The organism is Gryllotalpicola protaetiae (genome assembly GCF_003627055.1).
Classification (GTDB): domain Bacteria; phylum Actinomycetota; class Actinomycetes; order Actinomycetales; family Microbacteriaceae; genus Gryllotalpicola; species Gryllotalpicola protaetiae.
In genome coordinates this window covers 1452851-1478329 of record NZ_CP032624.1, presented here as the reverse complement: position 1 = coordinate 1478329, position 25479 = coordinate 1452851, and the positions used below count along the sequence as shown (strand labels likewise).

Here is a 25479-nt window from a genome sequence, read left to right as displayed (position 1 = left end):
CAGGTGCTCCTACTTCTTGTACTTGTCGCCGACTTTTTGGGCTTCGGCCTGAACCGACTTGATGGCGGCCTCGACCGTCGTCTTGCCGGCGATCGCGTCGCTGAACTGCTGCGAGGCATCTGTGCCGAGATTCGCGAACTCAGGGATCGCGACGAACTGGATGCCCGCAGCCGGTCGCTTCTGCGTACCGGGGTCGTTCGGCTTGGCGCTGTCGATGGCGGTCTCGACCTGCTTGTAGAAGGCCGCGGCGCCCTTCTGGTAGTCGACGTTCTCGTAGAGCGAGGTGCGGGTGCCCGGGGGAACCTGCGCCCAGCCGTACTTGTCGGCGACGAGCTTCGCGTAGTCGGGGCCAGACGCCCACTCGATGAACTTCTCGGCGTTCGCCTGGTTCTTGCTCGCCTTCTCGATGCCCCACGCCCAGCTGTACAGCCAGCCCGAGCTCTCGGTCTGGTCGACCGGCGCGGGCGCGTAGCCGATCTTCCCGGCGACGGGCGAGTCGGATGCCTCGAGCGAGCCCGCGGCGGCCGTCGCGTCGTACCACATGGCCGCCTTGCCCTGCGTCATGTCGTTGAGGCACTCGGTGTAGCCGGCCTGCGGGGCGCCGCTCTCGCCGTCCTTCTTGACGAGGTCGACGTAGAAGTTGAGCGCCTTCGTGAAGCCCTCGCCGCTGACCTGCGCGTTCCAGTCGTCGTCGAACCAGGTGCCGCCCATGGTGTTGACGACCGTGGTGAGCGGCGCGACCATCTGGCCCCAGCCCGGCTGGCCGCGCAGGCAGATGCCCGCCATGCCCTGTTCCTTCTGCTTCACCTGGTCGGCGAGCTGCGCGACCTGGTCCCAGGTGGGGTTCGCCGGCATCGTGAGGCCCAAGTCCTTGAAGACGTCCGCGCGGTAGTAGAGCATCGACGACTCGCCGTAGAACGGCTCGGCGTAGATCTTCCCGTCGGAGCCGGTCAGTGCGTCCTGGATCGGCTTCAGCACGTCGGACTGCTTGAAGGCGGCGTCTTTCGCCACGTTGTCGGACAGCGACAGCAGCCAGCCGTTCTTCGAGTAGAACGGCACCTCGTAGTTGCTGATCGTGGCGACGTCGTACTGCCCGGCCTGCGAGGAGAACTCCTGGCTCGCCTTGGCGCGCAGCGAGTCTTCCGGCAGCACCGTGTAGTTGACCTTGATGCCGGTCTGCTTGGTGAAGTTGTCTGCGGTGAGCTTCTGCAGATCGACCATCTGCGGGTTGTTCACCATCAGCACGTTGAGCGTTCCGCCCGACTTGCCGGCGCTGCCGGCGCCTGCGCCGCTGCAGCCCGCGAGTGCCAGTGCTGCTGTGGCGGCCACGGCGACACCCGTGATCGCCTTGGCCAGGTGTCTCCTCGTCATCGTGGGCACCGTTGTCCTCTCCTGCCTGCTCCGTCGCAAGCAAGCACACAATATTCACGCATCCCCACATCTTGCAAGCTAAATCGGGCAATCAACCACACAAAACTTGCAAAACCGGGCATAGCCGGGCAATCATGAGATCGCGAATGCCGGTTCGGGCATCGTCGACGAAGACGAGAGAGGTTTCTGATGGTCCGTCTTTCCGAGGCCGCACTGGCTGGGCTGCCCGCAGCGGTGGCCGTTCCGCGCTACGACCGCTCGAAGGTCAACGCGGGAATCGTGCACTTCGGGGTCGGCGGCTTCCACCGCGCGCACCAGGCGATGTACCTCGACCGGCTGCTGAACGCCGGCGAGGCATCCGACTGGGGCATCTGCGGGGTCGGCGTGCTCGAGGTCGACCGGCGCATGAAGCAGGCGCTGGAGGAGCAGGACCACCTGTACACGCTCGTGCTCAAGCACCCCGACGGGACGCTCGAGCCGCGCGTGATCGGCTCGATCGTCGACTACCTGCTGGCGCCCGACGACCCGCAGGCCGTCGTCGAGAAGCTGGCGGACCCCGGCATCCGCATCGTCTCGCTGACCATCACAGAGGGCGGCTACAACTTCGATCAGATCACGCGCGAGTTCGACGCCTCGAATCCCGCGGTGCAGGCCGATCTCGTTCCTGGCGCGCTGCCGCAGACCGTCTTCGGGCTCGTCGTGGCGGGCCTCGCGCTGCGGCGCTCGCGGGGTATCGAACCGTTCACGGTGATGTCATGCGACAACATCCCGGGGAACGGCGAGCTGGCGCGCAAAGTGTTCGCGGCGTTCGCCCGGCTCAAGGACCCCGAGCTGGCGGACTGGCTCGAGGCATCCGTGCGCTTCCCCAACTCCATGGTCGACCGCATCACGCCGGTGACGACGGATGCCGACCGGGTGCTCGTGCAGCGGGAATGGGGCATCGACGACGGCTGGCCGGTCGTGGCCGAGCCGTTCGAGCAGTGGGTGCTCGAGGACTCGTTCGGGCTGGGGCGACCGGCGTACGAGACGGTCGGCGTGCAGGTGGTCGACGAGGTCGAGCCGTACGAGCTGATGAAGCTGCGGCTGCTCAATGTCGGTCACCAGGCGATCGCCTACTTCGGGGTGCTCGCCGGCTACACCTTCGCGCACGAGGCCGCGCGGGACCCGCTGTTCGTCGGGCTGCTGCGGCGCTACTGGGATCGTGAGGCGCGGCCCACCCTGCGCCCGGTGCCCGGCGTCGACCTGGACGCCTACACCGCGGAGCTGGTCGAGCGGTTCGGCAACGAGCACGTGCGCGACACGCTCGCGCGGCTCGCCGCCGAGTCGTCCGACCGCATTCCGAAGTGGCTCGTTCCCGTGATCCGCGCACGGCTCGACGCGGGCGGCGAGGTCGACGCGTCGGCGGCTCTCGTGGCCAGCTGGGCGCGATACGCGGAAGGCGTGGACGAGTCGGGCAATCCGATCACGATCGTCGACCGCCTCGCCGACTCGCGGCACACGGCGGCGCTCGCGCAGGCATCCGACCCGCTCGCGTTCCTGCGCGACGAGAGCCTGTTCGGTTCGCTCGCCGCAGAGCCCGCCTTCACCGTGCCCTACTTGCGCACCCTCGATGCGCTGCACGCGCGCGGCGCCCGCGCCGCCCTCACCGAGCTGGTCGGCGAGCCCGCCGCGAGCTGACCCCTCGCCCGGCCCCTCGCCCGGTCGTCAACAAGTCCGGTTCTCCAGCTCGTTCGGCCGACTTTGCGACGACTCGCCGGCACGGGCGCTCGCCGGTCGTCAATAAGTCGTCCCACAGACGGGCATAAGCCGACTTTGTGACGACCGGGCGGGTGCGCGACCCAGGCGGCGAGTGCTCAGGCGAGGTCGAGCTCGAGGCCCGACGCGCGCAGCTCGTCGGCGTGCTCGGGGCTCACCCCGTCGTCGGTGATGAACAGCTCGAAATCGTCGAGGGCGGCGAACCGCACGAACGAGTCGGCGCCGACCTTCGAGTGGTCGGCGATCAGGATGCGCCGGCGGGACTGCTTGATCGCTGCCGCCTTCACCTCGGCGATCGCGGCATCGGGCACCGTCGCGCCACGCCGCACCGAGATGCCGTTGGCCCCGATGATCGCGAGGTCGAGCACCATCGTCTCGAGCATCTCGATCGCCCAGAAGTCGACGGCCCCCAGGGTCTTCGCCCGCACCCGACCACCCAGCGAGATGACCTCGACGTTCGGTCGCCCGGCGAGCGACACTGCGATCGCGAGCGAGTTCGTGACGACCGTCGTCGGGCTCTCGGGGTACAGCCGGTCGGCGAGCAGCTGGAAGATCGCGCCCTCGTCGATGTAGATCGCCTCGGCGTTCTCGAGGTGCTTCACCGTCGCCTCGGCGATGCGGCTCTTCTCTTCGATCATGCGCGTCGAGCGCGTCGCGAGGTCGGACTCGAACCCCAGCCGCTCGACCGGCACCGCCCCGCCATGCACGCGCCGCAGCAGCCCGGACTTCTCGAGCGAGGTCAGATCGCGCCGCACGGTCTCGGCCGAGACCTTCAGCAGCTTCGACAGCTCGCTGACGTCGGCGCGCCCCGTCTCGCGGGCATGGTCCACGATGACCTTCCGCCGTTCGATGGAGAAGAGCGACATGTGTGGATCCTACCGACCGCTTCCGGGTACCTCGGCCTGAAACCCACAGAAACGGTCAAACGAGGGCGGTCTGCCTGATCACGCTGCCGGTGCCGCCGAGCAGCAGCTCGAGCGTGGTGGAGGCGCTCGTCTGCAGCGACACCAGTTCGATGGGGCGACGGATGCCTGCGAGCACCAGCTCGACCGGCAGCCCCGTCTCGAGCACCCTCACGCCAGGCATCCGGCGCACATTGTCGAGAACGTGACGCAATTCGCGTCGGTGCGGCAGATAGACGACGGATGCCTCGCGTGCCTGCCCCGCGACCCAGCGCAGGTAGTCGGGAGTCGCGACGTGGCCGTCGGTCGGCAGCGCGCTGCCGAGCAGCACGCGATCGCCCGGCAGCTCGAGCGGGTCGGCAGCACCGCGTGTCCACGCGAAGGAGTGGTGCCTGGTCGCGATGCCGCGGGTGCCGAGCGCCTCGACCCGCTGCTCGCCGAGCGGGAAGACGGTGAAGACCTCGACCGCCTCGCGGTCGGCGAGCGCGTGCAGCCGGTGCTTTGCCAGATCGCCGAGCAGGCGGGCGGCGCGACCCTCGTGCCGGCGCGGGCGGCGGAACGGCGTGCGATCGAGCAGCGCGTCAGCGAGAGCGAGCGTGTTGGCGCCGTCATCCAGCAGGCTCACGCTGCGCGGGCGCAGAACGGATGCCGCCATGCGGAACTGCCCGCTGAAGCCGTCGCCGACGGCCCAGTCGCGCTCCTCGGCGAGCTTCCCCCACGGAATGCCGACCCACGGCGTGACGTCACTGAACGGCGCGCCGCGGCGCAGCAGCTCGGCGGCGGTCGTCTCCATCTGGGGCCCCGAGAGGCGCATGGCGACCGAGATGCGGCGGCCGGCGGCGTGCGCCCATTCGGCTGCACTCAGCAGCTGGAACGGTGACTCCACCCAGGCCAACACGCGGGGCAGTCAACACGGCCGAGGTGAATCGCCGGTTGCCCCGGGGTGAACCGAGCCGGGCTCAGTCCTGGGAGGCGGCTGCGGGCGGCGCGGACCGCCCGAGCGCGAAGGCGACGTCATAGGCGCGCCGCTGCGTGTCGGCGGGGTCGCGCTCCGCTGCCTCCGCGCCGTGCTTGCGCCACTTTGTGAGCAGTTCGCCGAGTTGTTCGGAGAACTCCTTGGCCTCGGCCTTCGTCAGCAGCGCTCCGCCGAACTGCACGGTCGACACAGACTGCTCGTCGTCGAACTCGCGTGCGAGGAGCCGGCGCAGCCAGTCGAAGCGCTCTGCCACGAAGGATGAGACGCCGGGGTCGGCGATTGGATCCTCGAAGGTGTAGCCGCCTTGATTGGCGAGCTCCCACACCCGGTCGCGCTTGTCACGCCCCTTCTCGGGCAGTTCGCGGATCAGGCCGGCGCTCGCGAGTGTGCGCAGGTGGAAGCTGAGGGAGTTCGCCGGCTCCCCCGTCCAGCGGGCGAGGTCGGCGGCGCGGGCATGAGTGCGCACGGCCAGCTCGCGAAGGATCCGCTGCCGCGTCGGGTGCGCGAAGGCCCGCAGCGTCGCCGGCTCCGTGACCTGGAGCGGCGGCTGATTCCAGGTGTCCTCTGCGGCCATGTCCACAGCCTACCGGCTTGCGCACGAAGAAGTGCGCAATAAATATTGCGCAATTAGCGTTGCGAAACTAATCTCGCCCCATGACCACTCCTCAGGCCTCTGTCTCGGCGCCGGCGCAGCCGCAGATCTCGCTCTGGCGCAACCGCCCCTACCTGCTGCTCATGTCGGGCAAGACGACGCAGATCATCGGTGAGGGTGTCGGTACGTTCGCCGTTCCGCTGGTGGCGTTCGGCCTCACTCACTCGGTCGTGCTCGCGGGTGTCGTCGCCGCCGTGGGCGAAGCGGGCAGCCTGCTCGCCACCCTGCCGGCGGGCGTGCTCGCCGACCGAGCCGACCGTCGCGGTCTGCTCATCGCCGCCGCCGTGGTGGGAACGGCGCTCTGGTCGTTCGCAGCGCTCGCCGGCCTGGCGGGAGCGCTGACCGCATGGCAACTGGCGATCGTGCTGTTCGGCGCGTCGGTGGCGACCGCGGTCTTCAACCCGGCCGAGGTCGGGGCAATTCGCGCGGTCGTCGCCACTGATCAGCTTGCTCCCGCGATGGCGGCGGTGCAGGGCCGCAGCGCGGCCGCGGCGCTCATCGCCAGCCCGATCGGCGGCGTGCTCTACGCCGTGTCGCGTGCGCTGCCGTTCGCAGCGACGGCGATCGGCCATCTTGCGGTCGTGGTCTGCACCGGGCTTGTTCGGGTGCCGCTGAACGGCGACCGCGTGCAGGCGAAGGCGGCACACCCGGTCGAGCAGCTCAAGGAGGGCATCCGCTTCGTCGCGAGGCTTCCGCTGCTGCGCAACTCGCTGTGGCTCATCATGCTGATCAACTTGACCGTCAACGGCACGCTCATCGCGGTCAATCTGCAACTGGTGCGCACGCATACGGCCCCGCTGCTGATCGGGTTGCTCGACACCGTCGCGGGGGCGGTCATGCTGCTCGGCTCCGTGATCGCCGGGCCGCTGCTGAAGCGCGTGCCGTCCGGCCTGCTAGCCATCGTGGGGCTCGGGGTCACCGCGGCTGCCTTCCTCGGCATGTCGGTCGTGCACGACTACGTCGGCTACCTCGTGTTCCTGGCCTTCGCATTCGTGCTGATCCCCGCGGTGAACTCGGGAATCGGCGGGTACGTGACCGCCATCGTGCCGGACGAGCTGCAGGGCCGCGTCAATTCGGTCAGCTCACTCGGCTACCTCGCGGTGGCTCCGCTCGCCCCGGTCGTCGCCGGCGCGCTGCTGGCGCAGCTGGGAATCGTGCCGACGCTCTGGATCTTCTCGGCTGCGCTCGCCGCGGGCGTCGTCGGCACCGCGTTCGTCAAGGAGATCAGGCGCATCGGCTCCCCCGACACGTGGGCGGCCGACGCGCGTCCCTAGGCGGCCGGCACCATCACGGTGAAGATCGTGCGGCCGGGCGTGCTCTCCAGGGTGACGCGCCCGCCGTGCGCCTCAGCGATGGCGCGCACGATCGCGAGTCCCAGGCCCGTCGACCCGGCATCCCGGTTGCGGGCCGAGTCGCCCCGGGCGAAGCGGTCGAACACGGTCGGCTGAAGTTCTGCGGGCACGCCCGGCCCGTCATCCGCCACCGTCAAGGTGTTCATGCCGTTCGAGGCATGCAATCCGATCGCAACGTGCGTGCCGGCCGGCGTGTGGGCGGCGGCGTTGGCGAGCAGATTGGAGACGAGACGTCGCAGCTGCCCCTCGTCGCCGGCGGCGAGGACCGGCTCGGCATCGAGATCGAGCGACCAGGCGTGATCGGATGCCGCAAGCCGGGCATCCCCCGCGGCCTCGGCCACCAGGAGCGAGAGGTTGACCTCGGTGCGCTGCACGCCGGGCTGGCCCGTGCCGGCATCGGCGTCGAGCCGGGCGAGCAGCAGCAGCTGGTCGACCAGCTCGCCCATGCGCACCGACTCGCGGTCGATGCGGCTGATGTTGCGCTCGAGGTCCTCGGGCAGTTCCGGGTGCTCGCGCGCCGAGAGCTGCGCGTAGGCGCGCACCGTCGCGAGCGGAGTGCGCAGCTCGTGGCTCGCATCGGCGACGAAGCGGCGCATGGTCTCCTCGCTCGCCTGGCGCACGGCAAGCGCCTCGTCGACGTGCGCCAGCAGGGCGTTGAGGGCGCCGCCCACCTGACCGACCTCTTCGGTGGACGCCAGGTCGGCAGGTGCGACCCGTGCCGACAGGCGGACATCGCCGCGATCGAGCCGGACCCCGGTAACCGACGCAGCGGTCGACGCGACCCTTCCCAGCGGGCGCAATGAGCGGCCGATCACGACGGCGGCGACGCCGGCGCCGGCAACGGTCGCGAGGATCGCGACGGCGAGGATCACCCAGGTCACCTGCCACATGGTCGAATCGACAGACGTGAGGGGCAACCCCGTGACGATCGTCGCGCCGCCGGGCAGCTCGCTGCTCGCGACGCGGTAACGACCGAGGTCGCCGCCCAGATCGACGGTCGTCGGCTCTGTGCTGTGACGGAAATCGGCGAGCTTGCCCTGCTGCGCGTCGCTCAGCTGGTGTCGGTTGCCGCTCGCATCGACGAAGCCGTTCACGACGATCTCGCCCCCGTCGATCACCGCGACGATGGTCTGAGGCGCCTGGCCGGGAACTCCCACGAAGTCACCGACGAAGTCGCCGCCCGACGGCCGCGGCGCCGTGGTCCGCCCCGGCCCGGGTCCCGTGGTGCCGGACCCGCCGCCGTTCAGGTCGGCGCCCGGTTGCAGCCGGTCGAGCTGACCCCCGATGCGGTCGACGCGCTGCGCCGACGAGACGAGCCGCGTGTCGAGCTGGCCGACCAGATAGCCGCGCAGCGCGAGCACAGTGACGCCGCCGATGACGAGGCTCGCCGCGGCGACGAGCGCCGCTGCGATCAGCACGATGCGCCACCGCAGGCTGCGCAGCCCGAAGCTCATCCGACCCGACCAGCCGGTTCAGCGCACCCGAGGGGTGCGAAAGGGCGCCGCCGTCGGCGAAGAAGCAGCTCGAACACACCCCTGGGGTGCGCAAGGCGGGTCGTGGCGCGCCGCACGAGCGTCACGACCCGACCTTCAAGATGTAGCCGACACCGCGGATGGTCTGAATGGCGACCCCGCAGTCCTCCGGCAGCTTGCGCCGCAGCGTCGACACGTACATCTCGACGAGGTTCGACTCCGCGCCGAAGTCGTAGCCCCACACGGTCGTGAGCAGCTGCTCGCGCCGCAGCACGCGGCCCGCGTTGCGCGCGAAGCAGCGCAGCACCTCGAACTCGGTGGCTGTGAGCTCGAGTCGAGCCTCGCCGAACCTCGCGACCCGTTCGCCCTCGTCGAGCACGAGGGCGCCGACGGTCAGAGACGTGCGCGGTGTGGCATCCGTCATCGACGGGGCAAGCCGCACCAGCGCGCGGGCGCGCGCGAGCAGTTCGGAGATGTCGAAGGGCTTCGTGACATAGTCGTCGCCGCCCGCGCGCAGGCCGGAGATGCGGTCGCTCTGCCCATCCCGAGCGGTGAGGAACAGCACGCGCACCTCGTCGCTCACAGCGCGGATGCGATCGAGCACCTCGAGCCCGTCGAGGTCGGGAAGCATGATGTCGAGCACCACGACGTCGGGGCGCCAGTCGCGCACGGTGAGCGGCACCTCGCGGCCGCGGTACGCCGTCTCGACGTCCCAGCCGTCGCTGCGCAGCGCGATCGCGACCGCGTCGGCGAGCGCCTGCTCGTCGTCGACGACGAGCGCGCGGGCGGGCGTGCCGTCGGCCCGGCGCACGGGAGGCAGGTCGAGCGGGTGCGTGCTGCTCATTCATCCATTGATACAGCGCAGCCCGAGAGTTTCCTATGGCGTGGCCCAGGCCCCGATAGTTGCTGAGTTTTGGCAAAATCACCGCATGGGGTCGGATGCCGCACTCGTCGTTCTTGCGATCGTGACGGCCGTCGTGCTGGCGGTCGTCGTCACCGTCGTCGCGCGCCGCTCCGGCTGGTCGGCGCCGCTGATGCTCGTCGCGCTGGGCGCGATCATCGCGCTCTTCCCCGGCGTGCCGGCGTTCACCATCGACCCCGACATCATCTTGTACGGCGTGCTGCCGCCGCTGCTGTTCTCGGCGGCGATGCGCGCCTCGCTGATCGACCTGCGCACGCGACGCGACCCGATCCTGCTCAGCTCGGTCGGCCTCGTCGCGTTCACGGTGCTCGCCGTCGGCGGGGTGGGCTGGCTGCTGGTGCCGGGGATCAGCGTTGCGGCGGCCATCGCCTTCGGCGCCGTCGTCGCCCCGACCGACCAGGTGGCCGTCGAGGCGGTGACCCGCCGCGCGGGCATGCCTCGCATGCTCTCGACGATCCTCGACGGCGAGAACCTGCTGAACGATGCGACCGCGCTCGTCGCCTTGAACTCGGCGATCATCGCGATCACCGCGACGATCACACCCGTGCAGATCGGCGTCTCCTTCGTGCTCGAGGTCGTGGCCGGCCTCGCGGGCGGTCTTGTGGTCGGCTTCGTGCTCGGCTTCGTGCGCGGCAAGCTCGCGGCACCGGTGCTCGACACGAGCCTCTCGCTGGTCGCGCCGTACGCCGCCTTCCTGCTCGCGCAGGTCGCGCACGGCTCCGGCGCGCTCGCCGTCGTCGTCGCCGGACTGTTCCTCGGCTATCGGGCTCCCAGCTTCCAGTCGGCTCAGGCGCGCGTCGCGGAGGAGCTCAACTGGCGCACCATCCAGTTCATCGTCGAGAACCTGGTCTTCCTGCTCATCGGCCTGACGCTGCCGCATGCGGTGCGCGCGGCGGTCGACAGCGGCATCCCGGCCTGGCAGCTCGTCGGCATCGCCTTCGCGCTGCTCGCCGCCGTTCTGCTCAGCCGCCTCATCTGGGGTGTCGTCGTCACGCCGCTGTTCCGGTACGGCCCCGCCCGCATGCGCCGGGTCGGGTGGCCGTGGGTGACGGTCGTGCCGTGGACGCTGTCCGGGGTGCGCGGGGTGGTCACCCTCGCGGCGGTGTTCCTGCTGCCGGCATCCACCCCCGACCGCGCGATCCTGCAGCTGTTCGCCTTCGTCATCGTGATCGGCACCCTGCTGCTCGCCATTCCGATCCCGCGCGTGCTGCGCGCGGCCGGGCTCGTGGTGACCGCGTTCGACCAGGAGCGCATCGAGGCTGAGCTGCTGATGGCGGAGGCCAAGTCGGCAGGCCTCGAGCTGGTGCGCACCTGCGCCGACGAGAACACGGACCCGCGGGTGCTCGAGCGGCTCACGGCCGACGCCGAGTTCGTCTCCGCCTCGGTCGACGCGGGCCCGACGCCGACCGGCGACAGCCTCAACATCGCCTACGCCGAGCTGCGTATCCGGCTCTTCGAGGCCGAGCGGAAGGCCGTGCTGCAGGCGCGCGCCGAAGGCCGCTATCAGGAGGCCGCGGTGCGCAAGGTGATGCATGTGATCGACGCGGAGGAGACGGCGGCCCGCGTGCTGCGCCACGGCGACAGCTGAGGCCAATCCGGATTTCCCGGCCTTTTGGCTTGTGGCGAGGGTGGCTACCTGGCTAACCTGTAAATCCACCGAGAAAGTTAGGAGGCTCCGCAATGTTCTTCATCGACCGAACGATGCGTCGAGCCCCTGGTCTCGGAATGCGCTTCGGCGCCGTGGGCATGGGGCTGTAAGCCACACGTCTGCCCGGACCTGGCCGACGGCCGTCTGATCGCCTTCGCGATCCGGCCTCTCCACTTCCGCTAGGCGACTCGTCCTCCGCCCGTCGGCCGCGCCCGGCATCCGTCTTCTCTTCTGCCATGTCTGTCGGCGTCCCTGCCGCCATCTCAAAGGAATCACCGTGATCACCATCGAATCGCACCCCCCTCAATCGACCGTGACGACGCTCACGATCGACCTCGCCGAGCTTCCCAAGCTCAACCTCGCCCGCCGGCTCGCCCTGGCCTTCAGCCTCGTGCTGATCACCAGCGTCGAGCCCCGACAGCGCCGCGCTCCGCAGCACCACGACCACCTCGAGTGGCTGGCCCGCACGGAACGCGAGCGACTGGCTGAGCGCCTTCTGCTCAGCACCATCCCGCGGCGATGATCGCCGCACTCATCCCAACCCTTCCCCTCACGTGGCCCGCCGGCCCTGCCGGCGGGCCACCTCGCTTAACCCGGTCTGCTGGCTAGGGTCGAAGCGTGCCGTTCGTTCCGCCCACCGCGACGACGCCCGAGTACGCGCTGGTCATCTTCGATGCCGCTGGGCGCGAGGTGGCAGAGGCCGACGGCTCGGCGCTGAGCACCACGGTCGCCGCGAGGGTCGCGGCCGGGGGTGACGCCGACGTCGTGCTCATGTGCCACGGCTGGCTCGACGACCTGACCGACGCGAAGAACACCTACCGCGGGTGGCTCACGACCGCGCACGGGGTGGGCTGGCCTGAGGCATCCGCCCCGCTCGTCGTCGGCGTGCACTGGCCCAGCGTTCCTGCTGCGGGCGGCGAGCCGCCGGACGTGCCCGCGCAGATGCAGGCGCGCCTGGCCGACGGCACGCTGCTCGAGTCGCTCGAGAACGCGGGTGTTGAGCTCGCCGATTTCCTGAGTTTCTGGGGCATGCGCGAGCGCGCGATCTCACTGGGGGCGACGGATGCCGGGCTCGGGCGCCTGCTCGCCCGCATCTTCGCCGCTCGGCCCGGGGTGCGCGTGCACCTCGTCGGGCACAGCCTCGGGTGCGTCGCGCTGTCCGGGGCGCTGGTAGCCGCTGGTGCTGCTGGCGGGCCGCACGCCGCGAGCTTCTTCCTCGTGCAGGCAGCCGAGTCGTCATGGGCGTTCTCGGCATCCGCGCCGTTCTTCACCGGTGGCGCGGGGAAGTACGCGGCCGTGATCTCAGACGGGCTCGTAGACGGACCGCTCGTCGCGACGCGCTCGAGCCACGACGGGGCGCTCGCCGTGCTGTACCGCCTGGGGATGGAGTTCGTGCTTGAGCGCAGCTATGCCGCGGCATCCGTCGCCCGGCCTGCGCGCAGCGCCGCGATCGGCGCCGAGGGGCTCGGCTTCGACCCGCCGGTCGCCTCGGCGGGCGCGCTTCCGGCGCTCGAGCCCGGCGCTGCTCACTTCGCGGTGGAGCCGGGCCATCAGTACTCCATCGACTGCTCGGCGGTGATCACCGGTCACAACGACGTCGACCACGCTGAACTCGCACGTCTCTTCGCCGCGATGGTCGCTGCCTAACGCCGTCGACGGGTGCGAAAGGTATGCCCGATCGCCCGTGAACGGACTTTTCGCACCCCTCCCGAGCAGCGTTGGCCAGCGGTCGGTGCCGGGCTCAGAGCTGTGGCGACCACCCGAGCAGCGGCGCCAGCGAGGCGGCGATGTCGGTGAGCAACTGCACGTAGTCGTCGTGCTCGAAGCTGAACGGCAGGGCGAAGGCCACCTCGTCGACGGCCTGGAACGCGGGGTCGTCGTGCAAACGCGAGGCGATCTCGGCAGACGGCCCGACGAGGTCTGCCGCGAAGAGCATGCCGCGCGGCCCCTGCGGTACCCCGACGCGATGGGCGCGGGATGCCGCGTAAGACCGGTACCGCTCGACCTGAGCCGCTGTCGCGGAATCCGTCGGGATCACCACGAGCCCCTGCGACACGCGGCCGCCCTCGCCGCGCGCCTCGCGGTATGCGTCGATCTGCGCGCGCTGCACGGCGCCGAAGTCGGTCACCCCGTTCTCGCTCTGCACGACGGACGACGTGAGCAGGTGGAATCCGTTGGCCCCCGCCCAACGCGCAGAGCGCGTGCTGCCCGCGCCGTACCAGAGCCGCTCAGCCAGCCCGGCGGCAAACGGCTCGACGCGCTCGCTGTAGTCCTCGATGCCCTCGCGCCCGGTGAACGAGCTCACCTGGTCGCCGCGCACGAAGCCGCGGAACCGCAGCAGGCGCGCGTAGCTCAGATCCTCGTCGCGCCAGGTGCCGGGGTAGAGCGCCTCTTTGTAGTCGTCGAAGTGCATCGGCGTCCCGGTCGAGAACCCGGGATTCAGCCGCCCGCCGGAAAGCACGTCGACGGTCGCCAGATCTTCCGCCAGCCGCAAGGGGTTCTCCGCGCCGAGGGGAATGACGGCGGTGCCGAGCGAGATGCGCGAGGTGCGCTGCGAGGCGGCGGCCAATACCGTTGCCGGCGATGAGATGCCGAACTGGAGGTGCCGCTGGCGCACCCAGGCCGAGTCGAAGCCGAGCCGCTCGCCCAGCTCGATGAGCTGCAGGGTTGTCTCGTGGCCGCCGCGCGGCTGTGCGGGGTCGAAGAGGCCGATCGTCAGAAAGCCGAGCCGGCGCAGGGTCACTGTCTGCCGATCTCCGACCGGTCGGTCAGCTCGTGCCAGGTGCGACGGTAGTAGACGAGCGGCGCGGCCGCCTCGGCCGCCTCGCTCTCGGGGAGGCGCGCCTGCAGCGCGTGCACCGCCACGACGGTCGATGAGCCGGCGCGCATGCGGTCGATGACGCGGCCACGGATCCAGGTGCGCACGGCCGGGAAGTACGGTTCGCCCGTGATCAGGCGGTCCCAGATGGAGGTGTCCGCGAAGCGGTCGATGCCGCTCGTCGCGCCCAGCTTGGCCAGGTCGAGCTGATCGGCAGACAGCAGGTGCACGATCAGCGTCTCGGCCTTCGTGATCGTGGCGGAGGCCGACGACTGGTCGGAGATCGAGAAGACGAACAGCGGCGGCTCGGCGCTCACCGAGAACACCGACGTCACGGTCATGGCCACGGGCCCGTCGCCGGCGTCGGCGGTGATCAGCGCGGTTCCGGCCGGGTGGTGGCGGAAGGCGAGCTTGAACTCGTCGGCCGAGAGACCCCCGAGTGCGGTCGCCTGCTCGTCGTTCTCAAGCCGGTGGACTCGCTCCGATTCCGCCACTTGGTCCTCCTTCTGCGTCGGCGCCCTCGCTGCCGTCAGCGGCGCGCCCTATTGACATTCTCAGCCTGTTTGCTCACCGCGCCCTGTGGCAAAAAGTATTGCCCTATGTGACTGAGCACGACGGCGAGCAGAAGCAGGGCGATGCCGAGGGATGCTGCAGGCGTCAGCGGCTCGTGCAGAATCGTCACGGCGAGCAGCGTCGCGGTCACCGGCTCGATGAGTGACAGGATCGCCGCGGTCGTCGACGGCACCCCGCGATGCAGCCCGCCGAAGAACGCGAGGTACGCGAGCGCCGTCGGGACGACGGCGAGGAACGCGATCCAGGCCCAGCCGACCGGGTCGGTCGACGCGAGGTCGAACCCCGCGAACGCGCCCCAGATCGCGATCAACAGGCCGGCGAGCGTGAACGAGGTCGCGATCAGTGCTCCGGGCGTGAGGCCGGGAACCGTTCGGCGGTTCACGACGGTGGTCGCGGCGAACGACAGCCCGGCGATCAGCGCGAGCAGCACGCCGAGCACGGTCTTGCCGGGGTCGGATGCCGCGGCCGGCGCGCCCGACACCAGGACCAGACCCACCACGGCGGCGATCAGCGCGGCGATGACGGCCCAGCCGGGCATCCGCCGGCTTCTGATCGCCGTAGCCAGCGCGACCGCGACTGGCGCCGCGCCGAGCGAGATGACCGTCGACACCGCGACGCCGACGAGCGCGATCGACTGGAAGTACGCGCCCTGGTAGATGGCCGAGAGCACCGCGGTGAGCGCGACGTGGCGCACGGCTTCGCGGGTGCGTGGGATGCCGCGCAGCTCGCCCGTCGCCGCGATGACGACCAGCATGAGAACCCCGCCGCCGACGAGCCTGATTGCCGAGAGCGCCGGCCACGACAGCGCGCTGTGGTCAGCCGCGAAGGTCGCGGCCAGGCCGCCCGTGCCCCAGAGCGCGCCCGCGAGCGCGACCAGCCAGAAGCCCGACGAGCGGGCGGGGGCGGGTGTGGTGATCATGGGGATGCCTCGACTGTAGCGCCGCCTCTCGTTCGCGCCGAGACGCGCGGAACGGGGCGAATTCCGCGCCGAGGGGCCGTTCCGGCGCGTTTCGTCACGCGGCGTAGCCGGGCGCAACACTTGTCGACTCGGCGGCGGGGCCCCGCTTACGGTGTGGGGCATCGCGGCGTATCCAAGTGGTCGAAGGGAACGGTTTCATACCCCGTTTGTCGCAGGTTCGAATCCTGCCGTCGCGTCTTCGGCACCCAGTGGGCGAGGATCGAAGCATGACGACGTGGTTCATCACCGGCTGTTCGACGGGCTTCGGGCGCGCGCTCGCCGAGGCGGTTCTCGAGAGGGGCGACAACGCGGTGATCACCGCGCGCAACGCCGACGTGCTGGGTGAGCTGGCGGCGAAGCATCCGGCCACCGCTCTGGCGCTCGCCCTCGATGTGACCGATGCGGCGCAGGTCGCGGCCGCCGTGCGCGCGGCAGAAGACCGCTTCGGTGGCATCGACGTGCTCGTCAACAACGCCGGGCACGGCTACCGCGCGGCGGTCGAAGAGGGTGAGGATGCCGCGGTGCGCGAGCTCTTCGAGACGAACTTCTTCGGGCTGGTCGAGGTGACGAAGCGGGTGCTGCCCGGTATGCGCGGCCGCCGCTCCGGCGTGATCGTGAACCTGTCGTCGATCGCGGGGCGCACGGCGCCGCTGGGGTCCGGCTACTACGCCGCGTCGAAGTACGCGGTCGAGGGTCTGTCGGGGTCGCTGCGCCTCGAGGTCCAGCCGCTGGGCATCAGGGTGATCGTGGTCGAGCCCGGCGGGTTCCGCACGGACTTCGCGGGGCGGTCGCTCGGGCAGTCGGCCGAGCCGATCGCCGACTACGCCTCGACGGCGGGCACGCGGCGCAAGAGTGCGGCCGAGGACGGCAGCCAGCCGGGCGACCCCGCGAAGTTCGCGCAGGCGGTGATCGACGCGGTCGAATCGGCCGAGCCGCCGTTCCGGTTGCTGCTCGGCAGTGACGCGCTCGCGCGCACCCGCGCCGAGCTCGCGGCGCAGACCGCGGAGGTCGAGGCGTGGGCGGACGTGAGCGCGTCGACGGACTTCCCGGACTGAGGCGGGGCGGTACGGCCTCGCCGGCGCCGCCCCGCCGGCGCCCGGGGGGGCGAAAAGTACGTTCGATCGCTCGGGAACGTACTTATCGCACCCGCCGAGGCTGAGTCAGAGGGCGAGGCGCGCGCGAGCCGCAGCGAGCAACTCGTCGGAGAGCGGGGTTCCCGCGGTGGCCCGGGCGAGCTCGATCGCGCCGACCATGAGGGCGACGTCGGCGAGGGCGGCCTCGCGATCGGCGGTGCCTGAGGCGCGCGCCGCGATCAGATCGTCGAGCGCTCCGCGGAAACCGTCGCCGAGTGCGCCGTGAGGGTCGACGGACGCCTCGCCGGCCAGGCCCGCGACGACGCAGCCGCTCGCCGGGGCGTCGCGGTGGGCGGCCGACAGGTACCAGTCGAGCAGCGCGGCGCGGCCGCCCTCGCGCGCGCTCACCGCAGCGGTCGCCTCGCGGCGCTCACGCGCGGCCTCGTCGACGGCCTCGGCGATGAGCGCGTCCTTCGAGGCGAACTGCTTGTAGAACCCGCCGTGGGTGAGCCCGGCCCGCGCGGCGACGGCGTCGAGCGTGAGGCCCGCGGCGCCGCGCTCGCGCACCAGTGCGGCGGCGGCGCGAACGACCGCTGCGCGGTTGGCCTCGGTCTGTGCGCGTGATGCCCGTGGCATCCGTTTCTCCACTCTTCGGAATCTTTCGGCCGCATCCGGCCTTCGCTATAAATGTTAGTCGACATCTAAACGAAAGGACCGTTATGGTTCAGATCTCCGGGCGCACCGCCCTCGTCACGGGCGGCCAGCGCGGCCTCGGCGCCGCATTCGCCGCCGAGTTGTTGGAACAGGGCGCTGAGCGCGTCTATGTCACGGCGCGCAACCCGCAGCCGACGAGCGACCCGCGCCTCGTGCCGCTCGAGCTCGACGTGACCTCGCCCGAGTCGGTCGCGAAGCTTGTCGACGCGGTCGGCGACGTGTCGATCGTGTTCAACAACGCGGGGACGTCCGCGCCTCTGGGAACGCTCGACACCCCGGTCGACGTCATGAAGGATCTCTTCGAGACGAACGTGTGGGGCGCCGTTTGCGTCGCCCAGGCGTTCGCCCCGGTGCTCACGGCGCATGAGCAGAGTGCGCTCGTCGACGTGCACTCGGCCCTCAGCTGGCTCGCCGGCTTCGGCGCCTACGGCGCCTCGAAGGCCGCGTTCTGGTCGTTCACAAACTCGCTGCGCGCCGAACTCGCGCCGAAGGGCGTGCAGGTGCTCGGTGTGCACCTCGGCTACGCCGACACCGACCTGATCGCCGAGCTCGACGTGCCGAAGATCTCGCCCGAGTTCGTCGCCCAGCGGGTCATCGGCGCGCTCAAGGCGGGCGACGACGAGGTGCTCGTGGACGACACGAGCGTGTGGGCGAAGTCGAAGCTCGCCGGCCCCGTCGCGGAGCTGCGCGGGCACTGAGCCCGACCGGTTGGGCTCAGCTCGGCGACCACGCGACGCCGAGCTGAGCCGCGGCAGACGCGAGCCGTTTGTCGCGAGTCCAGAGTTGGGTGCCCGGGGTGATGAGGGCGGATGCCAGCAGGTGGGCGTCCACGGCACTGAGGCCTTTCGACCAGAGCGTGCGCGCGTCGATGAGCTCGAGCAGTTCGTCATCCACGGCGCGGAACGCGAACGGCAGCGCGGCAAGTCCTTCCAGAATGCCGCGCCGGTTCGCGAGCGAGCCGAGGGCGAGTTCGGCGACCACCATCGGGTGCGTCGCCACATCGTCGGAATCGAGCAGCTCGATCAACCGGGCGTCGGCGCGGTGCAGGTGGTCGACCCACACCGACGTGTCGACGAGGATCACTCGCCGCGGCGCCTGGGCGCGGCCGTCGCATGCGGATCGGAACCCCCCAGTGCCGCGAGCCGTCGCCCGGCCTCGTGTTGAACCAGACGCTCCAACGCGTGCCGTACAAGGGCGGAGCGCTCAGTGATTCCGGTCATTTCCATTGCCCGCGCGATGAGTGCATCGTCGAGGGTGACCGTCGTGCGCATGTCATCAATCATGACACTGAATGATGCGCTCTTCTATGCTCGGGTGTGCTGACCTTCCACAGCGTCTGTGTCGGGCGACTGAACGCGCGCGGCCGCGAACAGTGTCGCGGCGACGAGCGCCGCGACGCCGCAGAGTGCGAGCGTGCCGACGTAGCCGAGGAAGTGGTTCGAGAGACCGGCCAGTACGCCCGCGACCAGGCCGCCCGCCGTGGTCGCGTTGGCGAACAGGGTCGTCGCCCGTCCGACGGCACCGCCGCTCACGTCCTGGAAGTAGCGCATTCCTGCCGCGCCCACGACGGCGATGCCGATGCCGCGCGCGAGCTGACCGACGGCGACCAGCTCGAATCGGCCCGTGATGGTCAGGGCGAAGTACCCGGCGAACACGACCATCGACGCGACGATGAACCACTTCTGACTGATGCGAGCCGGCATCAGCGTGAGCCCGATCGCTGCGACGACCTCGACCGCCGCGCACGCGCTGTACAGCAGGCCGATGTCGCTCTCAGGCCGCCCCATCGTCCTGGTGACGAACAGTGGAAGCGCTACCGATCCGGCGAACATCGCAGCGAAGAAGAGGGCGACGCTCGCCGTCAGCAAGACGAGGGCGACCCCACTGGGTGGGGATGCCGCGGCTGCTTGTGCTGGGCCATCGACGTCGGCCTGGCGAGCCGGCGTCGCGGGGGCGGCGGCCGCCGCGACCGCCGTGATCACGAGCACCCCCGCGCTGATCGCGAGCACCGGCCGCAGGCCACCATGCGACACGACCAGGGCGGCGAACAGCGGGCCGATCGCCCACGACAGCGACCAGCCCGAGCGCAGCAGCGGCGCGGCGCGCGGTTCGAGCGGGCTGCCCGCGAGCTTCAGTCGCGCCTGGGCGAACAGCAGTGGGAACGCGGCCCCGACGGCGCCGGTGAGAACGACGCCGATGGCGAGCATCAGCGGGAACGACGAGGTCAGCAACAGTGCCGCGTAGCCGGCCGCGCCCGCGAGCGCTGCGACCACGGCGTAGACCCTGCTCGGCCGGTGGTCGAACCGCCGCCCGGCGAGGAAGCTCGCGATGATGCTGCCCGCGGGCGCCGCGGAGACGAAGACACCCGTCTGCACGGCGTTCAGCCCGGCCGTATTCGACGCGTAGAGCACGATGTATGAGTTCGCCATCGAGTCCGCGATTCCGAGCAGCATCACCGCGGCCGCGACGGGGCCGAGCGCGCGCAGCGACTCCCGTGCGCCGATGCGGCTGGGTCGGACCGAGGTCATACCCACATGGTGCCGTGCACCACCGACGCTTCGTCAGTCACCACTCTTACTCATGCATCGTTGCATGCAAGGCGTATCATCGGCTCATGAGCGCGCTCACCACCTCCCACCTCGACATCGGGAGCGCTGCGGAGCGCGCCTACGACTACACGAAGGACGCGATCATCCGCGGCGAGCTCGCCCCCAGCGCGATGATCAGCGAGAACCTGGTCTGCGAGGCGCTCGGTGTCAGCCGCACTCCCGTGCACGAGGCCTTCCTGCGGCTCGACGTCGAGGGGTTCCTCACGCTCGCATCGCGCAAGGGCGCCGTCGTGCGCCCGATGTCTCCGCAGGAATCCCTCGACGTGCTCGAGATGCGCGAGGCGGTCGAGTCGTCTGCGGCCGCGCGCGTCATCGCCGAAGGCCGACACGGCGAGTTGAACACGGAGCTCGAGCGACTGCTCGCGGTGCAGAGCGCGGCGCTGGATGCCGACGAGCTCGACCGCTTCGTCATCGCCGACGACGACTTCCACCACGCGGTGGTCGTCGCGTCCCGGAATCCGGTCGCCTTGCAGTTCTCGGGAATCCTGCACGACCGCCAGCAGCGACTGCGGCACCAGCTGTACCGCGTCGCCCCCGCCCAGATCACGGCGGGGCTCGCGCAGCACCGCCAGCTCGCCGCAGCGGTCGGCGCGGGCGACGCTGCGGCCTACCGAGCGGTGCTGCTCGAGCACGTGTCGCTGCACAAGGGCGCGCTGTGAGCGCGGGGGTCGCGGAGCAGTTCGCGACAGGCTCGCACGAGCTCGCCCTGCCGCGCACCGGCCACCGCCGGGCATGGCTGGGCCTGTGGGGCGCCGTGCTGGTGTGCTCATGGGGCGGCAACCAGTTCAGCCCGCTGCTGTTGATGTACGAGAACCGCGACCACTATTCGGCGCTCACAGTCAACGCGTTCCTCGGCGTGTACGTGCTCGGCCTGGCGCCGGCGCTGCTAGTCTCGGGCGCACTCTCCGACCGGCACGGGCGCCGGCCCGTGATGCTCGTCGGCATCGCCGCCGCAGTCGCGGGCAGCGGGCTGCTCGCGCTCGGCCCGTTGGGTGCGGGATTCCTCGCGGCCGGCCGTCTGCTCTCCGGCGTCACCGTCGGCGTCGCGATGGCCGTCGGAAATGCGTGGATCAAGGAGCTTTCCGGCCCGCCGTTCGAGCACGCCGATCGCGGTGCGGGCGCCCGGCGGGCCGCGCTCGCCTTCACCCTCGGCTCGGGCGGTGGCGCGGTCGTCGCCGGGCTGCTCGCCGAGTGGGGCCCGATCCCCGAAGTCCTGCCGTTCCTGCTGCACATCGCCGTGACCGCGCCGTTCGCGCTCGTCGTCGCGCGCCTGCCGGAGACGCAGCGCGGCGGCGGGCTGCCCGGCCCGTGGTGGCGCCAGCTGCGCATCCCGAGCGCGGGCCATCGCCGCTTCCTGCGCGTGGTCGCGGTCGCCGCGCCGTGGATCTTCGCCGCAGCCGGCATCGGCTACGGCTACCTGCCCACTGCGCTCCGCGGCGTGACCGGCACGTGGGGTCTGGTCTTCGCCACCGCGGCGACCGCCGTCGCGCTCGGCACGTCGAGCCTGATGCAGCCGATCGCGCGCCGTCTGCACTCCACCGACTCTGCGCGCGGGCTGTCGACGGCGGTGCTCATCATGATCGCCGGAATCGCGGTGGTCGGCCTTGCGATCTGGCAGCAGTCGATCTGGATCGGGCTCGTCGCCAATCTGCTGCTCGGCGCGGGCATCGGCATCGCGCTCGTCTCCGGCCTGCTCGAGGTGCAGGCGATCGCCGGGCCGAAGGACCTGGCAGGCCTCACCGGCGTGTTCTACGCCATCGCGTACGCCGGATTCCTGACCCCGGCCCTCATCGCGGCGATCGCGGGCGCCGCGCCGGTCCTCGCGATCCTGGCCGTGATCGTGGCGATCGGCGTGGTGAGCTGGGTCGCGCTGCTCGCGGCGTCGCGGAAGCACCTGCCGCAGTAGGCGCGCGAGCTACGCGCCGGGCAGCCAGATCGTCATCCGCAGCTCCTCCTCGGGCAGGTGGAGGACCTCATAGCGTCGAGCGACCTCGCCGGCCGCGGTGCGCAGATGCTTGATCGAGGCGCGACGCCGCTCGACGAGGTGCCCGCCCCACCATTCGGCGAAGAGCGGGCTCTCGCCACGCAACTCTTCGATCAGCGCCCGCAGTGCGGGGTCGTCGAGCCTGCCCGCGTTGGCCGCGCGCAGCTGGGCGACGGCGCCGCGCGCGAGCTCCTCCCACTCGACGAAGATCCGCGGCGCGCGCGGGTCGGTCATGAGGTAGCGGCACGTGTTGCGCTGCTCGGGCGGCAGCTCGCCGAAGCCGGCGTAGAGCGCGAGCCCCTCGGTGTTGGCCGCGACCATGTTGCTCAGCCGGTCGAGCACGTAGGCGGGGTTCGGTCGGACGGCGTCGACCAGCGCAGACATCCGCTCGGCCACCGCGCTGCCGTCGTCGCGCTCGCCGCGGGCGGCTGCCGCGCTCACGCCGCGCAGACGGGCGAGGTGCGCTCGCGCATCCGGGGTCAGGCGCAGCACGCGGGCGAGCGCGTCGACGACGGCGTCGCTCGGATGCCGCTCGCGGCCCTGCTCGAGCCGGGTGTAGTAGTCGACGCTGATGCCCGCGGCGGCGGCCACCTCTTCGCGGCGGAGTCCGGGGTTCCGACGTCGGCCGACCCCGTCGCGAGCGGGCGGTTCCAGTGCGGCATCCGCCCGCCGTGCGCGCAGGAAGTCGCCGAGCTCATTCGACACGTGCGGCCTCCCTCGAGCCGGTCTGCGCTCCGGTGGGTGCGCGACTCCTATGAAGATTACGGTCTTCCGCCTCGCTGCCCGGCCCCGCAGTCTGGTTGCAGAGCCCCACTCTCGGAAGGACGCGCCATGACGGCATACACCCACGGTCATCACGAATCGGTCCTGCGCTCGCACCGCTCGCGCACCGCGCAGAACTCGGCCGCCTACCTGCTTCCGCACTTGAAGCCGAGCGACCGCCTGCTCGACGTCGGCGCCGGTCCCGGCACGATCACGGCCGATCTCGCCGAACTCGTCGCCGACGTCACCGCGACCGAGATCGGTCCCGACGAGTTGGCGCTCACCCGTGCGACCGCCGCCGAGCGCGGCAGCCAGAACATCGCGTTCCAGGTCGCCGACGTGCACGCGCTGCCGTTCGACGACGACAGCTTCGACATCACGCATGCGCACCAGGTGCTGCAGCACGTCGCAGACCCGGTGCAGGCGCTGCGCGAACTGGCGCGGGTCACGAAGCCGGGCGGCATCGTCGCGGTGCGCGACAGCGACTACAGCGGCTTCTGCTGGTGGCCGCAGGTGCCCGCGCTCGACACCTGGCTCGACCTGTATCGCACTGCTGCGCAGGCGAACGGCGGTGAGCCGGATGCCGGGCGCCGCCTGCTCTCGTGGGCGCACGCCGCCGGCCTCACCGAGGTCACCGCCACCTCGAGCACGTGGTGCTACGCCACGCCGGCCGAGCGCGAGTGGTGGGGCGGAATGTGGGCGGAGCGCATCGTGAACTCGGCGATCGCCCGCCAGCTCGCGGGCAGCGGGCTCGCGACGACCGCCGAGCTCGAGCGGATCAGCGCCGGCTGGCAGGAGTGGGCCGCTGACGCCGACGGATGGATCTCGATCCTCCACGGAGAACTCATCTGCCGCGTCGATTGACTGCCGGGCGGTTCAGCTCGGCGGCGAAGCGAGCGCTCCGCTCGGCGATCCTGTCGACGAGGCCGGTCGCGTGACTTCGTGGCGTGCCGAGCGTGAGCGGCACGCCGTGAGACGATCACTGCCATGGTGCGACCCGACGAGAGCGAGCTGCGCGAACTGCAGTCGCGCGCGTACGGGCCGGATGCCGACATCCACCTCGACCCCGTCGCCCTGATCCGGCTGCGCGAGCTCGAGGGGAAGGTTGGCGGCCAGGTTGGCGCCAGGCCGGCTGCCGATGCCCCGGGTCCAGGCGCGCCGGTGGCTCCAAGCGTGCCGGTGACCCCGAGTGTGTCGGCCGATGCCGACGAGGAGGCTCCGGCACAGGCATCCGCCCCCATCGAATCAGGCGCTCTGCGCCCGTTGCCGCGACGCCGAGGAGCGCTCATCGCTGCCGCCGCCATCGTGGCGCTGGTGCTGATCGGCGCGGGGGCGCTCATCGCCCATCGGACGCAGAGCGACCCGTTGCAGACCGGTGCGCGGCAGGTCGCCAGGCTGAGTGTGGACCGCGGGTATCAGGTGCCTCGCGCCATCGGCGGCGACGGCGTCAAGGCCAAGGGGTTCGTCGACTTCCATGGGCTCCGAGCGGTGGTGGTCGACCTGCCGGCCGAGGGCGGTGCGGCGGACGACGTCTTCATGGAGATCTACCGCGATGACGACATCACCGACCCCGACTCGACAGAGTTCTCCGGCCGCATGTGGGGCGGCAACGCCGCCGGATCATTCCCCGCAATGGTGCAGTTCGAAGTGTCGAGCGACACGCCCGCCAAGCTTCGATCCGTCTACGGCGGTCGTTCGCTGCAGTTCGTCTACGACAAAGCGCATCGCGAAGTCATCGTGTTCGAAGGGAAGTGAGCGTCGGCGGGTGCGCGCACCTGAGGACGGCTTGTCAGAAACATCTCCCGCTCAGGCGCTCAACGGCTGGATCGCACCGAGCTCTTCGCGCGCATTCGCGCGAGCCAAGGCGAGGTCGTAACCCTCCTGCAGGCGAAGCCAGAATTGCGGAGTGGTGCCGAAGAAGGCGCCGAGACGCAAGGCGATGTCCGCGGTAATCGCCTGCCGACCGTGGACGATCCGCGAGACGCGTGACGTAAGACTGATCATCTGGCGTGGGACGAAAATATACGGTCGCTGCGTTGAGGCCGCGGGGAACCTAGGCGACGAAGTCGGCGAGCACCCGCGCGGCGGCCTCGGCCGTGCGCTCTGGCATGAGCGGCTGCGTGTGTCGGCCGTGGATGAACTGCAGGCCGGCGATCGTGATCCACGCGCGCAGCACAGGCTCGCTCAGCTCGTCTGCGAGCGTTGAGCGTTCCAGATATCCGCGGATGACAGCCGCGGCGAGCAGGTCGGGAATCCCTGTGCCGCGCAGGTCGAGCAGAGCGATGAAGGCCGAGCGACCGAGATCAAGGCCGAAGGGTGAGACGGATGCTGTCTCCCAATCGAGCAGAACGCCGGGCACGTCGTCTCGCCCGCTGTCGAGATAGTTGCCCGTTCCCGGGTCGCCGTGGGTGACGAGCAGGCGATCCGTGGCGGAGATGAGCGCGATCGCCGCGTCGATCTCGCTCGCGAGTGCCGTCGCGAGTAGCGGGCGAACCAGGTCGAGACGCGCGCGATGGTCTGCGGTGAACTGTGCCGCGGGCACGACCGGGAACGGGCATCCGTCTATCGAGATGTCGGCGAGCCGCGCAAGATCGCGGCCGAACCGGGCCCACCCGCCGGGCGTGCGCGTGTCGGCGCCCTCTTCGCGCGAGATGACGAGGAACGGCAGGCCGTCAGGCGTCGTTCCCGAGGCGATGACGCGCGGCACGCGCACCTCGGCATCTGCGAGAAACTCGAGCGCGCGTGCCTCGTCGGCGAGCCGACCGTGCGAGCGCTGCAGCTTGACGACCACCGGCAAAGCGCCGATCAGGGCGTAGCGAGTCTCGTTCTTGGACCCGCCGCGGGTGCGCTCGCCGAGCTCGACGATGCGGCCGGCGGGGAGCTCGAGCGTGTCCATGCGCCCACGCTAGGGCGCGAGTTATTCCGCGGGATTCATGGA

At 70.6% G+C, this 25479-nt stretch carries 27 protein-coding genes and 1 tRNA gene; 12 read left to right on the top strand and 16 right to left on the bottom strand.

What is annotated here, in order from left to right; translation table 11 throughout:
• Window positions 1-9 precede the first annotated feature (9 nt).
• Window positions 10-1371, bottom strand: a complete 1362-nt coding sequence (locus tag D7I44_RS07225) for an ABC transporter substrate-binding protein (RefSeq protein ID WP_120788873.1) — start codon at window positions 1369-1371, stop codon at window positions 10-12.
• Window positions 1372-1560: 189 nt separating this feature from the next.
• Here D7I44_RS07225 and D7I44_RS07220 point away from each other — a divergent pair, with 189 nt between their 5' ends.
• Window positions 1561-3048: a mannitol dehydrogenase family protein gene (locus tag D7I44_RS07220; RefSeq protein ID WP_120788872.1), complete on the top strand. Its 1488-nt coding sequence runs from the start codon at window positions 1561-1563 to the stop codon at window positions 3046-3048.
• A gap of 176 nt (window positions 3049-3224) precedes the next feature.
• Here D7I44_RS07220 and D7I44_RS07215 read toward each other — a convergent pair whose 3' ends face one another.
• The 3 genes from D7I44_RS07215 to D7I44_RS07205 form a co-directional block, all read right to left on the bottom strand.
• Window positions 3225-3992 carry a DeoR/GlpR family DNA-binding transcription regulator gene (locus tag D7I44_RS07215; protein ID WP_120788871.1) on the bottom strand — a complete coding sequence of 256 codons (768 nt, stop codon included), beginning with the start codon at window positions 3990-3992 and terminating at the stop codon, window positions 3225-3227.
• A 55-nt stretch (window positions 3993-4047) separates the two neighbouring features.
• The gene (locus D7I44_RS07210; protein ID WP_162940111.1) at window positions 4048-4926 is read right to left on the bottom strand and encodes a hypothetical protein; all 879 of its coding nucleotides are present in this window, start codon (window positions 4924-4926) and stop codon (window positions 4048-4050) included.
• Window positions 4927-4987: 61 nt separating this feature from the next.
• Window positions 4988-5578, bottom strand: coding sequence for a winged helix-turn-helix domain-containing protein (locus tag D7I44_RS07205; RefSeq protein ID WP_120788869.1), 591 nt, complete (start codon window positions 5576-5578; stop codon window positions 4988-4990).
• Window positions 5579-5658: 80 nt separating this feature from the next.
• Between D7I44_RS07205 and D7I44_RS07200 the strand changes: the two genes are divergently transcribed.
• On the top strand, window positions 5659-6930 hold the full coding sequence (locus tag D7I44_RS07200; protein ID WP_120788868.1) for an MFS transporter: 1272 nt from the start codon (window positions 5659-5661) through the stop codon (window positions 6928-6930).
• Here the strand turns inward: D7I44_RS07200 and D7I44_RS07195 are convergent.
• On the bottom strand, window positions 6927-8462 hold the full coding sequence (locus D7I44_RS07195; protein WP_120788867.1) for a sensor histidine kinase: 1536 nt from the start codon (window positions 8460-8462) through the stop codon (window positions 6927-6929). The two genes, D7I44_RS07200 and D7I44_RS07195, sit on opposite strands and share 4 nt — an antisense overlap.
• A 121-nt stretch (window positions 8463-8583) precedes the next feature.
• Window positions 8584-9324 carry a response regulator transcription factor gene (locus D7I44_RS07190; RefSeq protein WP_120788866.1) on the bottom strand — a complete coding sequence of 247 codons (741 nt, stop codon included), beginning with the start codon at window positions 9322-9324 and terminating at the stop codon, window positions 8584-8586.
• An 85-nt stretch (window positions 9325-9409) separates the two neighbouring features.
• On the opposite strand from D7I44_RS07190, the gene D7I44_RS07185 reads away from it, so the two are divergent.
• From D7I44_RS07185 to D7I44_RS07175, 3 genes are all read left to right on the top strand, one after another.
• The gene (locus tag D7I44_RS07185; RefSeq protein ID WP_120788865.1) at window positions 9410-10990 is read left to right on the top strand and encodes a cation:proton antiporter; all 1581 of its coding nucleotides are present in this window, start codon (window positions 9410-9412) and stop codon (window positions 10988-10990) included.
• 337 nt (window positions 10991-11327) lie between these two features.
• Complete coding sequence (locus tag D7I44_RS07180; RefSeq protein ID WP_120788864.1) at window positions 11328-11573, top strand: hypothetical protein; 246 nt, start codon at window positions 11328-11330, stop codon at window positions 11571-11573.
• A 95-nt stretch (window positions 11574-11668) separates the two neighbouring features.
• Entirely contained in the window at window positions 11669-12697 is a 1029-nt protein-coding gene (locus D7I44_RS07175) for a hypothetical protein (RefSeq protein ID WP_120788863.1), read from the top strand.
• Between the two features lie 94 nt (window positions 12698-12791).
• On the opposite strand, the gene D7I44_RS07170 is transcribed toward D7I44_RS07175, so the two are convergent.
• From D7I44_RS07170 to D7I44_RS07160, 3 genes are read right to left on the bottom strand one after another with little or no spacing between them, the layout of a single operon-like run.
• The gene (locus D7I44_RS07170; RefSeq protein WP_181445607.1) at window positions 12792-13793 is read right to left on the bottom strand and encodes an LLM class flavin-dependent oxidoreductase; all 1002 of its coding nucleotides are present in this window, start codon (window positions 13791-13793) and stop codon (window positions 12792-12794) included.
• Complete coding sequence (locus D7I44_RS07165) at window positions 13790-14362, bottom strand: flavin reductase family protein (RefSeq protein ID WP_120788861.1); 573 nt, start codon at window positions 14360-14362, stop codon at window positions 13790-13792. The genes D7I44_RS07170 and D7I44_RS07165 overlap by 4 nt, the downstream gene beginning before the upstream one ends.
• A 35-nt stretch (window positions 14363-14397) precedes the next feature.
• Entirely contained in the window at window positions 14398-15360 is a 963-nt protein-coding gene (locus tag D7I44_RS07160; protein WP_162940110.1) for a DMT family transporter, read from the bottom strand.
• A 162-nt stretch (window positions 15361-15522) separates the two neighbouring features.
• On the opposite strand from D7I44_RS07160, the gene D7I44_RS07155 reads away from it, so the two are divergent.
• Both D7I44_RS07155 and D7I44_RS07150 read left to right on the top strand, forming a co-directional pair.
• A tRNA-Met gene (locus tag D7I44_RS07155) sits at window positions 15523-15596 on the top strand.
• Window positions 15597-15626: 30 nt separating this feature from the next.
• The gene (locus tag D7I44_RS07150; RefSeq protein ID WP_120788859.1) at window positions 15627-16454 is read left to right on the top strand and encodes an oxidoreductase; all 828 of its coding nucleotides are present in this window, start codon (window positions 15627-15629) and stop codon (window positions 16452-16454) included.
• Between the two features lie 105 nt (window positions 16455-16559).
• Here the strand turns inward: D7I44_RS07150 and D7I44_RS07145 are convergent, their stop codons facing one another.
• Window positions 16560-17108, bottom strand: coding sequence for a TetR/AcrR family transcriptional regulator (locus D7I44_RS07145; RefSeq protein ID WP_120788858.1), 549 nt, complete (start codon window positions 17106-17108; stop codon window positions 16560-16562).
• An 83-nt stretch (window positions 17109-17191) separates the two neighbouring features.
• Between D7I44_RS07145 and D7I44_RS07140 the strand changes: the two genes are divergently transcribed.
• Window positions 17192-17884, top strand: a complete 693-nt coding sequence (locus D7I44_RS07140) for an SDR family oxidoreductase (protein WP_120788857.1) — start codon at window positions 17192-17194, stop codon at window positions 17882-17884.
• 16 nt (window positions 17885-17900) lie between these two features.
• Here D7I44_RS07140 and D7I44_RS07135 read toward each other — a convergent pair whose 3' ends face one another.
• From D7I44_RS07135 to D7I44_RS07125, 3 genes are read right to left on the bottom strand one after another with little or no spacing between them, the layout of a single operon-like run.
• Window positions 17901-18269, bottom strand: coding sequence for a type II toxin-antitoxin system VapC family toxin (locus D7I44_RS07135; RefSeq protein WP_120788856.1), 369 nt, complete (start codon window positions 18267-18269; stop codon window positions 17901-17903).
• Complete coding sequence (locus D7I44_RS07130; protein WP_245980100.1) at window positions 18266-18469, bottom strand: type II toxin-antitoxin system VapB family antitoxin; 204 nt, start codon at window positions 18467-18469, stop codon at window positions 18266-18268. Before D7I44_RS07130 ends, D7I44_RS07135 begins: the two co-directional genes overlap by 4 nt.
• Before the next feature lie 21 nt (window positions 18470-18490).
• The gene (locus tag D7I44_RS07125; protein ID WP_120788855.1) at window positions 18491-19714 is read right to left on the bottom strand and encodes an MFS transporter; all 1224 of its coding nucleotides are present in this window, start codon (window positions 19712-19714) and stop codon (window positions 18491-18493) included.
• An 86-nt stretch (window positions 19715-19800) separates the two neighbouring features.
• On the opposite strand from D7I44_RS07125, the gene D7I44_RS18100 reads away from it, so the two are divergent.
• Entirely contained in the window at window positions 19801-20454 is a 654-nt protein-coding gene (locus D7I44_RS18100; protein ID WP_162940109.1) for a GntR family transcriptional regulator, read from the top strand.
• Entirely contained in the window at window positions 20451-21701 is a 1251-nt protein-coding gene (locus tag D7I44_RS07110) for an MFS transporter (RefSeq protein WP_220093844.1), read from the top strand. Before D7I44_RS18100 ends, D7I44_RS07110 begins: the two co-directional genes overlap by 4 nt.
• A gap of 9 nt (window positions 21702-21710) precedes the next feature.
• On the opposite strand, the gene D7I44_RS07105 is transcribed toward D7I44_RS07110, so the two are convergent.
• The gene (locus D7I44_RS07105) at window positions 21711-22484 is read right to left on the bottom strand and encodes a helix-turn-helix transcriptional regulator (RefSeq protein ID WP_162940108.1); all 774 of its coding nucleotides are present in this window, start codon (window positions 22482-22484) and stop codon (window positions 21711-21713) included.
• A 126-nt stretch (window positions 22485-22610) separates the two neighbouring features.
• Here D7I44_RS07105 and D7I44_RS07100 point away from each other — a divergent pair, with 126 nt between their 5' ends.
• Window positions 22611-23405 (top strand): class I SAM-dependent methyltransferase, encoded by a 795-nt coding sequence (locus D7I44_RS07100; RefSeq protein WP_120788853.1) that lies wholly within the window; start codon window positions 22611-22613, stop codon window positions 23403-23405.
• 123 nt (window positions 23406-23528) lie between these two features.
• Window positions 23529-24296 (top strand): hypothetical protein, encoded by a 768-nt coding sequence (locus D7I44_RS07095; RefSeq protein WP_120788852.1) that lies wholly within the window; start codon window positions 23529-23531, stop codon window positions 24294-24296.
• A gap of 51 nt (window positions 24297-24347) precedes the next feature.
• On the opposite strand, the gene D7I44_RS07090 is transcribed toward D7I44_RS07095, so the two are convergent.
• Complete coding sequence (locus D7I44_RS07090; protein WP_120788851.1) at window positions 24348-24545, bottom strand: HigA family addiction module antitoxin; 198 nt, start codon at window positions 24543-24545, stop codon at window positions 24348-24350.
• 49 nt (window positions 24546-24594) lie between these two features.
• Window positions 24595-25437 (bottom strand): aminoglycoside phosphotransferase family protein, encoded by an 843-nt coding sequence (locus D7I44_RS07085; RefSeq protein WP_120788850.1) that lies wholly within the window; start codon window positions 25435-25437, stop codon window positions 24595-24597.
• Window positions 25438-25479: the final 42 nt, after the last annotated feature.

Bases quoted from the DNA above. Each gene is read 5' to 3' on its own strand.
- D7I44_RS07185 (WP_120788865.1), top strand. From the start codon at position 9,410: ATGGGGTCGGATGCCGCACTCGTCGTTCTTGCGATCGTGACGGCCGTC.
- D7I44_RS07225 (WP_120788873.1), bottom strand. From the start codon at position 1,371: ATGACGAGGAGACACCTGGCCAAGGCGATCACGGGTGTCGCCGTGGCC.
- D7I44_RS07195 (WP_120788867.1), bottom strand. From the start codon at position 8,462: ATGAGCTTCGGGCTGCGCAGCCTGCGGTGGCGCATCGTGCTGATCGCA.
- D7I44_RS07085 (WP_120788850.1), bottom strand. From the start codon at position 25,437: ATGGACACGCTCGAGCTCCCCGCCGGCCGCATCGTCGAGCTCGGCGAG.
- D7I44_RS07125 (WP_120788855.1), bottom strand. From the start codon at position 19,714: ATGACCTCGGTCCGACCCAGCCGCATCGGCGCACGGGAGTCGCTGCGC.
- D7I44_RS07220 (WP_120788872.1), top strand. From the start codon at position 1,561: ATGGTCCGTCTTTCCGAGGCCGCACTGGCTGGGCTGCCCGCAGCGGTG.
- D7I44_RS07130 (WP_245980100.1), bottom strand. From the start codon at position 18,469: ATGATTGATGACATGCGCACGACGGTCACCCTCGACGATGCACTCATC.
- D7I44_RS07205 (WP_120788869.1), bottom strand. From the start codon at position 5,578: ATGGCCGCAGAGGACACCTGGAATCAGCCGCCGCTCCAGGTCACGGAG.
- D7I44_RS07215 (WP_120788871.1), bottom strand. From the start codon at position 3,992: ATGTCGCTCTTCTCCATCGAACGGCGGAAGGTCATCGTGGACCATGCC.
- D7I44_RS07160 (WP_162940110.1), bottom strand. From the start codon at position 15,360: ATGATCACCACACCCGCCCCCGCCCGCTCGTCGGGCTTCTGGCTGGTC.
- D7I44_RS07095 (WP_120788852.1), top strand. From the start codon at position 23,529: ATGGTGCGACCCGACGAGAGCGAGCTGCGCGAACTGCAGTCGCGCGCG.
- D7I44_RS07140 (WP_120788857.1), top strand. From the start codon at position 17,192: ATGGTTCAGATCTCCGGGCGCACCGCCCTCGTCACGGGCGGCCAGCGC.
- D7I44_RS07200 (WP_120788868.1), top strand. From the start codon at position 5,659: ATGACCACTCCTCAGGCCTCTGTCTCGGCGCCGGCGCAGCCGCAGATC.
- D7I44_RS07150 (WP_120788859.1), top strand. From the start codon at position 15,627: ATGACGACGTGGTTCATCACCGGCTGTTCGACGGGCTTCGGGCGCGCG.
- D7I44_RS07090 (WP_120788851.1), bottom strand. From the start codon at position 24,545: ATGATCAGTCTTACGTCACGCGTCTCGCGGATCGTCCACGGTCGGCAG.
- D7I44_RS18100 (WP_162940109.1), top strand. From the start codon at position 19,801: ATGAGCGCGCTCACCACCTCCCACCTCGACATCGGGAGCGCTGCGGAG.
- D7I44_RS07100 (WP_120788853.1), top strand. From the start codon at position 22,611: ATGACGGCATACACCCACGGTCATCACGAATCGGTCCTGCGCTCGCAC.
- D7I44_RS07190 (WP_120788866.1), bottom strand. From the start codon at position 9,324: ATGAGCAGCACGCACCCGCTCGACCTGCCTCCCGTGCGCCGGGCCGAC.
- D7I44_RS07145 (WP_120788858.1), bottom strand. From the start codon at position 17,108: ATGCCACGGGCATCACGCGCACAGACCGAGGCCAACCGCGCAGCGGTC.